General features: G+C 37.2%; 12 protein-coding genes. 9 read left to right on the top strand and 3 right to left on the bottom strand.

What is annotated here, in order from left to right:
* Window position 1 precedes the first annotated feature (1 nt).
* Window positions 2-703: an orotidine-5'-phosphate decarboxylase gene (gene pyrF / locus GMJ66_RS11175; RefSeq protein ID WP_156290404.1), complete on the top strand. Its 702-nt coding sequence runs from the start codon at window positions 2-4 to the stop codon at window positions 701-703.
* A complete protein-coding gene (pyrE, locus tag GMJ66_RS11170) occupies window positions 700-1,314 on the top strand; it encodes an orotate phosphoribosyltransferase (protein ID WP_156290403.1) in 615 nt (204 codons plus the stop codon). Before pyrF ends, pyrE begins: the two co-directional genes overlap by 4 nt.
* Before the next feature lie 349 nt (window positions 1,315-1,663).
* Here pyrE and GMJ66_RS20715 read toward each other — a convergent pair whose 3' ends face one another.
* Window positions 1,664-1,882, bottom strand: coding sequence for a hypothetical protein (locus tag GMJ66_RS20715; RefSeq protein WP_231514905.1), 219 nt, complete (start codon window positions 1,880-1,882; stop codon window positions 1,664-1,666).
* A gap of 126 nt (window positions 1,883-2,008) precedes the next feature.
* Window positions 2,009-2,356: a class I SAM-dependent methyltransferase gene (locus GMJ66_RS20710; RefSeq protein ID WP_231514904.1), complete on the bottom strand. Its 348-nt coding sequence runs from the start codon at window positions 2,354-2,356 to the stop codon at window positions 2,009-2,011.
* Between the two features lie 206 nt (window positions 2,357-2,562).
* Between GMJ66_RS20710 and GMJ66_RS11160 the strand changes: the two genes are divergently transcribed.
* Together GMJ66_RS11160 and GMJ66_RS11155 are read left to right on the top strand one after the other, a co-directional pair.
* Window positions 2,563-3,423, top strand: coding sequence for a LysR family transcriptional regulator (locus GMJ66_RS11160; protein WP_156290402.1), 861 nt, complete (start codon window positions 2,563-2,565; stop codon window positions 3,421-3,423).
* A gap of 179 nt (window positions 3,424-3,602) precedes the next feature.
* The gene (locus tag GMJ66_RS11155) at window positions 3,603-4,397 is read left to right on the top strand and encodes a 3D domain-containing protein (protein ID WP_156290401.1); all 795 of its coding nucleotides are present in this window, start codon (window positions 3,603-3,605) and stop codon (window positions 4,395-4,397) included.
* Window positions 4,398-4,474: 77 nt separating this feature from the next.
* Here the strand turns inward: GMJ66_RS11155 and GMJ66_RS11150 are convergent, their stop codons facing one another.
* Window positions 4,475-6,184 (bottom strand): Rqc2 family fibronectin-binding protein, encoded by a 1,710-nt coding sequence (locus GMJ66_RS11150; RefSeq protein ID WP_156290400.1) that lies wholly within the window; start codon window positions 6,182-6,184, stop codon window positions 4,475-4,477.
* A 106-nt stretch (window positions 6,185-6,290) separates the two neighbouring features.
* Here GMJ66_RS11150 and GMJ66_RS11145 point away from each other — a divergent pair, with 106 nt between their 5' ends.
* The 5 genes from GMJ66_RS11145 (at window position 6,291) to rpoZ (ending at window position 12,064) form a co-directional block, all read left to right on the top strand.
* Window positions 6,291-8,942: a calcium-translocating P-type ATPase, SERCA-type gene (locus GMJ66_RS11145; RefSeq protein WP_156290399.1), complete on the top strand. Its 2,652-nt coding sequence runs from the start codon at window positions 6,291-6,293 to the stop codon at window positions 8,940-8,942.
* An 853-nt stretch (window positions 8,943-9,795) separates the two neighbouring features.
* Window positions 9,796-10,677, top strand: coding sequence for a YicC/YloC family endoribonuclease (locus GMJ66_RS11140; protein ID WP_156290398.1), 882 nt, complete (start codon window positions 9,796-9,798; stop codon window positions 10,675-10,677).
* A 278-nt stretch (window positions 10,678-10,955) separates the two neighbouring features.
* Window positions 10,956-11,216 carry an extracellular matrix/biofilm regulator RemA gene (gene remA / locus GMJ66_RS11135; protein WP_156290397.1) on the top strand — a complete coding sequence of 87 codons (261 nt, stop codon included), beginning with the start codon at window positions 10,956-10,958 and terminating at the stop codon, window positions 11,214-11,216.
* 33 nt (window positions 11,217-11,249) lie between these two features.
* Window positions 11,250-11,870: a guanylate kinase gene (gmk, locus tag GMJ66_RS11130; protein ID WP_156290396.1), complete on the top strand. Its 621-nt coding sequence runs from the start codon at window positions 11,250-11,252 to the stop codon at window positions 11,868-11,870.
* The gene (gene rpoZ / locus GMJ66_RS11125; protein ID WP_156290395.1) at window positions 11,867-12,064 is read left to right on the top strand and encodes a DNA-directed RNA polymerase subunit omega; all 198 of its coding nucleotides are present in this window, start codon (window positions 11,867-11,869) and stop codon (window positions 12,062-12,064) included. The genes gmk and rpoZ overlap by 4 nt, the downstream gene beginning before the upstream one ends.
* The last annotated feature ends 162 nt before the right edge of the window (window positions 12,065-12,226 follow it).

Here is a 12,226-nt window from a genome sequence, read left to right as displayed (position 1 = left end):
CATGGTAAATGATTCGATCTATATTGCGCTTGATTTTCCAAATTGGAAAGAAGCAGAAAATTTTTTAATAAAAAATGAACTTCAAGGTGTTCCGGTTAAAGTAGGAATGGAACTTTTCTACCGTGAAGGACCCTCTGTCATTGATAAATTAAAAGCAAACAATCATTCTATTTTTCTTGATCTAAAGCTGCACGATATACCGACTACCGTGATGAAGGCGATGCGAAACTTAGGAAATCTTGAAGTGGATATCGTTAATGTACATGCTTTAGGCGGGAGTGATATGATCCAAGCAGCTAAAGAAGGGCTTTTGAGCAGCAATAAGAAAACCAAGCTAATTGCCGTAACCATCTTAACCTCGGTGGATGAGCAGACGTTAAACAATGAGTTGCACATTCCAGGATTAGTAACAGAAAACGCTGTTCATTTCGCTGACTTTGCAAAGCAAAATGGAGCAGATGGTGTTGTATGCTCGGTTCACGAAGCCAAGCAAATTAAGGAAAAATGCGGTTCTGATTATCTTACGGTTACACCGGGAATCCGCCTGGAAAATTCTAACGTGAACGATCAAAAACGGGTGGCGACGCCAAAATATGCTAAAGAAAATGGTTCAGATATACTTGTAATTGGCAGAAGCATAACAGAAGCAGTTAAACCAAGGAATGCTTATGAAAGAGCCGTAAAGGAGTTGGACATCAAATGACATTAAGTCAGGAATTAGCGCGGGATTTATTAGCAATCAAAGCTGTACAAATTAATCCAAATAAATATTTTACATGGACATCAGGCATACAATCACCAATCTATTGTGATAACCGTTTAACGATGTCTTATCCTGCGATTCGTAAAAAAATTGCCGAAGCATTTGCACAAAAAGTGGAAGCAATGGAAGAAAAACCGGATGTTATTGCTGGATGTGCAACCGCAGGAATTCCCCATGCTGCATGGCTTGCAGACAGATTAGGTATTCCTATGGTTTATGTACGATCTAAACCAAAAGGACATGGAAAAGGAAACCAAATAGAAGGAGAAATAAAAAAAGACCAAAAAGTAGTTGTGATTGAGGACCTTATTTCAACTGGCGGTTCTTCCATAGAATCTGCTCAAGCACTGCAAAAAGAGGGTGCTGAGGTACTAAGTGTGCTTGCAATTTTCACTTATGGTCTAAAGAAATCTGTTCAGCAATTTGCAGCAGCAAATCTAGCCTTTTCAACGATAACGAATTTTGATGAACTGATAGATGCACTGTTTAACGATGAAAAGTTAACGAACGATGAGAAGATTAAACTGCTAGATTGGCGAAATCAATTATAAAGCGTTCATAGGGGAAATCAATCCCTTATGAACTTTTTTCTTACATAAGGAAGCATATAGTTTTGACATATTGTTGGTTCGACCCCCGCAGGAGGGTACTATTTGAGTAATCTTCTTTGTTCCCTTGCGCAGAGGAATTCTATTACGAAGCGTTACTAGAAGACGCAGGCGCACCGGTTTTCCGCGAGGAGGCTGAGGTCGTGCCCACGGAAAACGGAGTATTCTGCCGGAGCGAATGTAAGCACGCTAAACGTCATTAGAACAACGAGAGTCACGATGATAATTTCCATGAGTTCAAATTTTTCCGAAAATGGGAATAATACTTTTTTTAAAAGCAACAATCCTTTTGCTAAAGAACAGATGAATGCTTCGTTTTCTGATCGGCTATTATCATCCATTCGTCGATTGCGAATGAGAGAATGTGATTATTGCTGATTTTGATATCATAGTAATCTTGTATTTCTTCTGAGGAATGTAACTGGTAGTTTGTAACTCTGATCTTTTCATTATCTAGTTTTAGCGTACGATTCAACCATTCATCATAAGGCAAACTTTTCTTTCTTGTCATTTGTTTGTTGATCCTTAAGCCGTATTTCACTAATAGTTGTTTCCATTGTGAAATGGTTAGAGAACGGACATGGCTGTAGTCACGCATCTTTTCCAATGTATTTATAAATGCATCAAGTAACTCATTTTAGGGTGTAACATTGTCAATAAAAAGGAACTTTCCATCATCTTTAAGAACACGCTTTACCCCCTGAATAAATCTTTCCTTATCCTGAAAATGGTGAGCTGCAATCCTGCATGTGACGATGTCAAAGCTCTGGTCCAGAAAAGGTAAATCTTCTGCATCAGCAATAACGTAGTGAATATTTTTATAGTCATGTAGATAATTGGCCGTAACAGCTAACATCTCTTTCGTTAGATCGGTCGCAAAGACGGTTTGGACAAATGGGGAAAGAGTCTTGGCAACATGTCCGCCACCAGTGGCAATGTCTAGGACCGACATTTGTAAGTCAGGTGAAAGCCAGTCAACTAACAAACTCTAAGTCCGGACCTTTCAAATGAGTGCTACTCGATATATATGCTTCTCTATTCCTTGAAAAAACCTGTTTTACTTTCTCTTTGCCATTCACGTTTACCCCTCTTTTCTTTTTTCTATATTTATCATATGATGATAAGTGTAATAAGTAAAATTCCGTTTTATAATCAAAAGTTATAATAAATACTTATCAAAGGAAGTCTGCCATGAAAATTGAAGACTATGAGTTACTATTAAAATTAAATGAAATTGGAACGATTCGCGGTACAGCAAAAGTTATCTTAATTTCTCAGCCTGCGGTTACGCAAAGATTGAAATATATTGAAGAATATTTTGGTGTGACGATATTTATTCGCACCTCGAAACAGTTAATGCCAACTCCAAGTGGGGAAATTATCTTGAATTATGCCAGGAAAATAGTGGAACAGGAAAATGCACTCAAGGATCAGCTGGCAAAATCGAGTAGTGAAGTTCAGGGAACGTTATCGATTGCCTGTTCGTCGGTTATTAGTCAGCGCTTCCTGCCTGCAATATTAGGAGAATATACAGCCAAATATCCGAATGTAACGATTGATCTCGTAACAGGAATCAGTGAGGATATTAGACGAGATCATAAAAACTATCATGTCAGCATTATCAGAGGAGATAAATTAAAGGATAGTCAGTGTATCCGGCTATTTGCTGACCCTTTGTATATTTTTGATACAGAACCATTTCCAACAAGAAAATTAAAAGAGAGACCGTTAATTTCCTTTAAGAGTGATGACAGTATGCATGAACAAGTGGACAACTGGTTGTATTATCATCAGGAAAAGATTAAACCATTAAAAATGATGACGGTTGATCAAATTGAAACATGCAAACAATTTATGAAACAGGGAATAGGCATGGCAGTACTGCCGGAAAGTGTTTCCGATTCCATGAAAGAAGAGTACCCACATATTCCACTGGAATTAAATGGTCAACCCGTTACGAGGGATACGTGGCTATGTTTTCAGGAAGGGGTACGTCAACTTCCACAAGTTAATCATTTTATAAAAGCATTAACCTATACAGAATATATATAAGAATACAATTGGCATGTACAACGTTTTATTCTATGCTGGAGAAAGACAAGCTAGAACCGATTAACCTATTTATATAATATTTGTAATTTCTGACATGGATACTTAAACAGGCTGTAACCACAAATAGGGTGGCCCCATGATAAGATTAGCTTGTCAATAATTATGAGGGGGACTACATAATGAAAAAGTTAGTATCTCTATTTGTTGGGTTTATGATTATAGGTTTGTTTGCAAAAGTGGCATCAGCAGCCGATTATGAGGTGAAAGAGGGGGACACCCTTTGGGATATAGCAAACGAAAAGAATACAAGCGTGGAAGCGCTGATGGATATAAATGGATTACATTCATCCTTAATTTACCCGAAACAGGTATTGAAAATAGATGAAGAAGATGTTGAGTATTATGAGGTGCAAAAGGGAGATACGCTGAGTGAGATTAGCGAAGTGCAGGGAGATGACGTCACCGTTGAAAAACTCAAAGCTTGGAATAATCTTCCCTCGGATCTCATTATTACAGGGCAGCAGTTAATCGTAAATGGTGAGTATTTTCATAAAGCAGAAAAACCCGCTAGTAATAATAGTTCTTCAGAAGCGGAATCAGAATCTGTTGTTTCAGCAGCCAGCACGGAAGTAAGTAAATCGAAAGAGAAAGACGAACCGGAAAAACAGGAAACGACACTGGAAGGAAAAACCTTATCTGTTGAAGCAACCGCCTATACAGCGTATTGTTCCGGATGTTCAGGCATTACTGCAACAGGTGTTAATCTAAAGGATAATCCCAATAAGAAAGTAATTGCCGTTGATCCGAATATTATACCGCTTGGTACGAGAGTGTACGTAGAAGGTTATGGCTATGCTGTTGCTGCTGATACCGGTGGTGCCATTAAAGGAAATAAAATTGATGTCCATGTACCGACAAAAGATGAAGCATATAGCTGGGGCAGAAGAACAGTCGAAGTTACCATCATAGAATAAGCTTAAGGAGAAATTTCCAGTTTAGCTTAAAAGAAGCGCAAGTATCCTTTAAGAAAGGGATACTTGCGCTTCTTTTACTATTTTACTCTTAGTTTATCGACGATTTCTTTGGACGGTGTAACAAATAATGTTTTCTGATTTTCATAAATAACAAACCCCGGTTTGGCTCCATTTGGCTTTCGTACATGCCGTATCTTTGTATAGTCAACAGGAACGGTAGAAGAGTTCTGTGATTTACTGAAATATGCGGCAATTTGTGCTGCTTCCTCTAACGTTTTTTCACTTGGTTCCTGTTCCCGGATAACGACATGGGAACCGGGTATGTCTTTCGTATGAAGCCATACTTCATCCCGGCGCGCCAGTTTCATGGTTAAGTATTCATTTTGTTTATTGTTTTTACCGACTAGAATTTCGGTACCATCAGAGGAAATATACTTTTCCGGAACCGGTTTAGCAGGCTTGTTTTTGTTTTTCTTTGTTTTCTTTTGTTTTTTTAGATACCCTTCTTCCCGTAATTCATCGCGAATTTCTTCAATATCTTCCATACTTGCGACATCCATTTGCTGTAGCAGTTGGTCAAAATAGTGAATTTCCTCTTTAGTCTTTTCGATTTCTTTTTCCACAATATATTTGGATGTCTTTAATTTCTGATACGTTTTAAAATAGTTTTGTGCATTCTCACTAGGTGTCTTATTTGGATTTAATGGAATGGTTAGTTCACTTTGTTCCGGGTCATAGTAATTCATTACTTTGACCTCTTTATCACCTTTTGATACGAGATGCATATGGGCGGTGAGTAGTTCACCTAATCGCTGATATTCATCAGCATTCTCCGCTTTTTTGATTGTTTTCTCATGTTTTTTTAATTTGCGTTCATTTTTGCTTCTTTCATTTTTGATAAATCGATATAAGTCTTTTGCTTGCTGTTTTACCCGATCTCGCTCAGCCTTTCCGGAATAAAAGGCATCCAGCATCTTATTTATGTCTTCAAAGGATTCGGATTCTCCTTTAAAGGAGTAAATCGGAATTACATGGAAATCTTCCTTCTTATTTCGGTAAATGGCTGGTTTAAATTGGTTTTCGGCTATCTGTTCCTTCATTTCTATAAATTTCTCTTCATAAACTTGAAGTGATCCTAGATGAATACGATGTACCAGCTCTTTTGCCAGAAAAGGGGAGAATCCTTCAAGCGTATTTACGATTTGCATTTCCATTTTTCCGGCATTAAAATCGAGTCGCTTTATAAATTCATCACCACTTATCTTCAGTGGATTTAATTTATTTTGTACAGGGGGGAAAATATATTCTTGCCCCGGTAAAATAGTACGGTGGCGATTTTGGGCTGTTGATATGTGTTTCATACTATCGATAATATGACCCTTCTCTTTATCAACAAGCATAATATTACTGTGTTTGCCCATAAGTTCGATAATTAGCAGTTTTTGACTAATATCTCCAATTTCATTTCTCGACTTTATTGTAAAGGTAACAATCCTTTCCATTTCATGCTGATCAATGGATTCAATCGTTGCACCTGATAAATGTTTTCTTAGTATCATACAAAACATCGGTGCTTCTTTAGGATTTGTATATGTATCATCGGTTAGATGAAATCGTGAATAAGTAGGATGAATCGACAATAATAAAGAGTTATTGTTCCCCTGACTGCGAACCGTAAAAACTAGTTCTGTTGCTGTTGGTTGATATATTTTCGTAATTCTTCCTGGTGTTAGCAGATTTTTCATTTCTTCTGTTACTGCTCTAGTGACAATACCATCAAAAGGCATTTCCATCACCTCCCTGAGCAATTATAGCATTTTTTGGGACAAGTATGCATAGATATCAATTAGGAGTTAACAAGATTGTATTATCTATTATCCCGGAGGAATGCAGATGAAGTGGTATCAATTAGATGTAGAAAAAGTAGAAAGGAAGCTGCACGTTTTATCGTCTAAAGGCTTGAATTCCAAACAGGTTCAAGAACGAATGAAACAATATGGACTAAATGAATTGGAATCACAAAAACGTACACCGAAATGGCTAATATTCTTAAAACAGTTTCAGGACTTTATGATTCTTGTCCTGCTGGCCGCAACACTAATCGCTGGATTGCTTGGCGAATACATTGATGCAATAGCTATTATGGTCATTGTTTTGGTGAATGGATTTATCGGATACTTCCAGGAGCAGAAGGCGGAAAAGTCGCTCGAAAAGTTAAAAGAATTGTCTGCTCCTATGGCTAATGTGCTTCGAGATGGAAAATGGGAAAAAATCCCTTCTAAGGAAATAGTAGTAGGGGATATTGTCCGAATGAACAGTGGGGACAGAATTCCTGCTGACGTACGAATCATTAAATCAAATAGTATGGAAACCGAAGAATCCGCACTGACTGGAGAGTCTTTGCCGGTAGTAAAGCATGCAAGTGCGATTCAAAGAGATAATCTGGAAGCCCAGGATCAAGCAAACATGGGGTTTATGGGAACTCTTGTCACAAGGGGTTCAGGGATTGGTGTCGTTGTCGGTACGGGAATGAATACGGTTATGGGACAAATCGCCTCCCTAATGGTTCATACACAGAAACAGACAACACCATTAGAAAGAAGATTAGCTGAATTAGGTAAAATCCTAATTGTAGTCGCCTTATTATTAACAGCGCTAGTTGTTATTCTTGGTGTCATGCAGGGAAATCCGATTTACGAAATGTTTTTAGCGGGTGTTTCTTTAGCCGTAGCAGCCATTCCTGAAGGTTTACCAGCCATTGTTACGGTCGCATTATCACTTGGTGTACAGCGAATGATTAAGAAGAAAGCAATCGTGCGAAAGCTTTCTGCAGTAGAAACATTGGGAACGGCCTCTGTTATTTGTTCAGATAAAACAGGAACCATGACAGAAAATCAAATGACCGTTAAAGAAATTTTTTTAAATGGAAAGCATTTATATGTTACCGGGGATGGTTATGATATTCGAGGTGATTTCTTTTTAAATAAAGAAAAAGTAGACCGAGATTATCCAAATTTAGAAAGCATGCTTTTATATGGGATGCTCTGTAATAATGCTACTTTAATGGTTAAAAAAGGAAAATATCATATTGATGGAGACCCAACGGATGGCGCACTGTTAGTAGCTGCTAGAAAAATTGGCTTGAAACCAATTGATGGCGAAAAATTCCAGATAATAAAAGAGCTGCCTTTTGATTCGGAAAGGAAACGAATGAGTGTTGTCATAGAAGACGAAAACGGAAAACGTCTTCTGATTACAAAAGGAGCACCGGATGTATTGCTGCCAAGGTCCTCTTACTTATTAGAAGGGGGAAGACAAGCATTACTGGGAAAAGAGGAAAAAAGCAAAATTGAACGTTCCATAGATGATATGGCAAATAAGGCACTTCGTACGATTGCTATTGGTGTCAAACCGTTAGCGAAAAGTGATTCATTGGATGATGCATTTATAGAAAATGAATTAACGTTTATCGGGTTATATGGCATGATTGACCCTCCTAGAAAAGAAGTGAAAAGTGCGATAGAAGAGTGCAGACAGGCAGGGATTAAGACGGTGATGATCACAGGTGACCATGTGAATACAGCAAGCGCAATCGCCAGAAATCTGAACCTTCTTCCAGAGAATGGACTAGTTTTGGAAGGGCATCAGTTAAATCAAATGTCCGTTGAAGAATTGGAAGAGGTTATTGAAGATACGTATGTATTTGCACGGGTTACTCCTGAACATAAATTGAAGATTGTCAAAGCATTTCAAGAGAAGGGTCATATTGTAGCAATGACGGGTGATGGGGTGAATGATGCACCTGCAATTAAAGCAAGTGATATCGGAATTAGTATGGGGATTAGTGGTACAGACGTAACGAAGGAAGCATCTTCTCTAGTATTAATGGATGATAATTTTGCAACGATAAAGTCGGCCATTCAAGAAGGAAGAAATATATACGAGAATATAAGAAAATTTATTCGTTATTTACTAGCTTCCAACGTTGGAGAAATATTAGTCATGTTGTTTGCGATGCTGTTAGCACTACCTTTGCCATTAGTACCTGTGCAGATATTATGGGTGAATTTGGTAACGGATGGCCTTCCCGCTATGGCGCTTGGACTGGACAAGGCTGAAGATAATGTCATGAAACGGCCACCTAGAAATTCAAGGGAAGGGGTTTTTGCCAGGGGATTAGGCTATAAAATCATCAGTCGAGGAATAATAATTGGTTTGGTGACGCTTATAGCATTTATGCTAACTTATCAAAATAATCCGGATAATCTTATATATGCACAAACCATTGCTTTTGCAACGCTGGTCATGGCTCAGTTAATTCATGTATTTGATTGCCGAGCAGAAAACTCTGTATTTGATCGTAATCCTTTTGGAAATATGTATCTTGTAGGTGCCGTTTTATCCTCCATTTTATTGTTGCTGATTGTGATTTATTGGGCACCACTGCAGCCAATTTTCCATACAACTAGTTTAGCTTTTAGGGACTGGTTATTTATTGGAGCATTAAGTGCCATCCCAACCGTATTATTCGGATTTAAAAAATAAATCATCTTAACAAACTTTCCAAGGGCCTTTTGTTTTGGTTGTATTTGTGGAATACAAGCAGAACAGAAGGCTTTTTTCTAAAAGGCCGCTACTTTCACTGCTAAATAACTTTATATTATGTTGGAGCTTAATCTACCGTTACTGCAATTTTGTCTTTTGATACGTCTAAACCTACGTATTTTGTGATATCATTCATAATACTAGCTCCTTTCGTATTATAGATCTGATTTGGTAATTTTTGGATTGTTATTCAGTATTACCAAATTAATCTACGTTGTTACGATTAAGGGGCTAGTTTCGTTCATGATAACTCCTCGAAAATACAAACCGATTTTCTTCGTACGATGTAGAGCTCCAGTTCGCGTTCCTTGTCCTGTGGGAATAGCACGTTCCAGACCTGAGCAGCGAGTTTACTACTTGAGTAATCTTCTTTGTTCCCTTGGAGGAATCCTACTACGAAGCTTTACTAGAAGACTTGAGGCGCACCGGTTTTCCGCGAGGAGACTTTAGGTAGTGCCCACGAACCGTAAGTATTCATGCACGATGTAATCATTAGATCAAGCGAGAGCATCATAAATAGGAATTTTCATTGGTCAGGAGTTTATATTAACTGCGAAGTTTAAAAAGCAATAAAATTGACGAAATGAGGTAAACAGATACAATCGTTTTCTTAAACATCTCAAATTACTAGTATTAAAAAGTAACCATTTTTACGATAAATCCTACTATTAAAGGATTTGAGAAGGGTATTAGTCCTTCACGGGCCGTTTTTATGGGTGAATTTTTCTTCTTCATTAGTCAAAGTAGTTTTCGTTTTTAACAATATGTTATAATAATGACGGATGTGATAATAATGGCAATGAGTATGACAGGATATGGAAGATATAGTTTACAAATAGAGGATACCTCTGTTACTGTTGAAATCAGAAGTGTCAATCATCGTTTCCTGGACGTTTCGATAAAGTTTCCTCGTTCCCTTATGATGTACGAAGAAAAAATGAAGAAAATAATAAAATCCTACTTTAAAAGAGGAAGAGTAGAGTTATTCTTAACCTTGAATGGTAAAAATCTTGTCCAAAAAACGCTTGAAGCGGATTGGGAATTAATGGATCAGTACATGAAAAGTATGGAAGAAGCGAAAAAACGTTATCAGTTAACCAGTGAAGTTCCTATTACCGTAATTCCCTCTATCCCGGAAGTTTTTTCTGTTCAGGAAAGCGATCAAGTACCAGATCAATTAGAAGATGTAATCTTAAAATGTACCAGCAATGCATGTGAAGAAGTACAGAAAATGAGAATACAAGAAGGGCAATTTTTAGTCGAGGATTTACGGGTACATTTGAAAAAAATGGATAAAATCGTTGCGGACCTACATAACCGAAGAGAAATAGTTATACACGAATATCGTCAGCGAATTGAAGAAAGAATCGGGGAACATGTAAAGGATACTGTTTCCTTAGACGAGGCAAGAATTCATCAGGAAATCGTCCTTTTAGCGGAAAAGGGTGATATTACCGAAGAAATTACCAGGCTTTCCAGTCATTTGTGTCATTTTGAGGAAATGCTTGATAAACGGGAACCTATTGGACGGAAATTGGATTTTATTACACAGGAAATGCTTCGGGAAGCAAATACAATCGGCTCTAAATCAACCGATGTGAAGATAAGCGAGTGGACGGTTCATTTAAAAAGTGAAATTGAAAAATTAAAAGAGCAAGTGCAGAATTTGGAATAAAAATTTGAATTATATCTATCTTTTTTTTTATAATTTATTGTATAATTATCAACCGGTATCATTCTATCACGTTGATAATGGTCTGTAAGATTCCCATTTTTGAACATCCGCTTTTAGATATAATTAATATTTCAGAAATGGTAAGTATCATTTACATCCAGTTAACATTTATACTCATGTAGTGCTAATAAACTGTGGGATGAAGGGATTTCCTTTTGATTCACTTTAAATTGGTACTTTGATTTTTTACATAAATGAGAGATTTAGGGGGAAAGAATTTGAGCTTAAGTTTAATAAACATCGGATTCGGTAATGTCGTGTCTGCAAATCGAATTATTTCGATTGTTTCACCCGAGTCTGCACCAATAAAACGTATTATTACAGTTGCTAGGGAAAATAATAAACTCATTGACGCAACATATGGGCGTAGAACGAGAGCGGTAATTATTACAGACAGTGACCATGTCGTATTGTCTGCTGTACAGCCAGAAACTGTTGGACAGCGGGTTATAAGCAATGAAGAGATTACTGAGGAATAATTTCTGTATCCCAATTATTTAGGAGGAAACATTTTGATTGATGAGAAGGGAATTTTATTTATTCTTTCTGGACCATCTGGAGTAGGAAAGGGAACAGTTAGAAAAAGACTGTTTGAAAAGTCCACAGATTTAAAATACTCTATTTCAATGACGACCAGAGAAAAGAGAACTGGTGAAACCGATGGGGTGGACTATTTTTATAAAACGAAAGAGGAATTTGAACGTTTAATTGAACAAAATGAACTTTTAGAATATGCGAAGTATGTTAATAATTATTATGGTACACCCCGTAAATATGTAGAAGAAACACTGGAAAAAGGCTTTGATGTCTTTTTGGAAATAGAAGTTCAGGGTGCCTTGCAAGTGAAGGAGAATTTTCCTGAAGGAGTTTTCATATTCCTTTTCCCGCCGAGTTTAGCTGAATTAAAAAATCGTATACTGGGTCGTGGGACGGAATCAAACGACTTGGTATTAAATCGATTAAAGGAAGCTAGAAAAGAAATTGAAATGATGGATGCATATGATTATGTCGTTGTAAACGATCAAGTTGATCATGCAGTTGATAAAATTGAAGCCATTATTCAAAGTGAGCATTTGAAGCGTGAACGGGTGGCGGCACAATACAAAAAAATATTGGAGGATGATCAAATATGATGTTAGAACCTTCCATTGACGTTCTACAGGAAAAAGTAAAATCCAAATATACATTAGTTATTTTATCTGCTAAACGTGCACGACAACTTAGTGAAACAAAAGATTTACAAGTAGAAAATCCTAAATCACAAAAGTACGTTGGTATGGCACTGGAGGAAGTAGTAGCAGGAAAGTTATATTTAGAAGAAGATTAATATAGTTGCCCTCGCGGATAAGCGGGGGTTTTATTATTTAGGCTGTTTTCTAAATGGTGGTTGATTTTTGCAAGATTAATTTATTCCGCATTTTATATAGACTTCTGATTTATTTAATTACAAGTATTCAATCACTACGGAAATACACTATTGTGTTGCTCT

It is taken from the genome of Oceanobacillus salinisoli, assembly GCF_009733865.1.
In the GTDB taxonomy this organism is placed as follows: Bacteria; Bacillota; Bacilli; order Bacillales; family Amphibacillaceae; genus Oceanobacillus; species Oceanobacillus salinisoli.
Note: the sequence above shows the minus strand (reverse complement) of the source record. Positions and strands in the feature narration are given on the sequence as shown.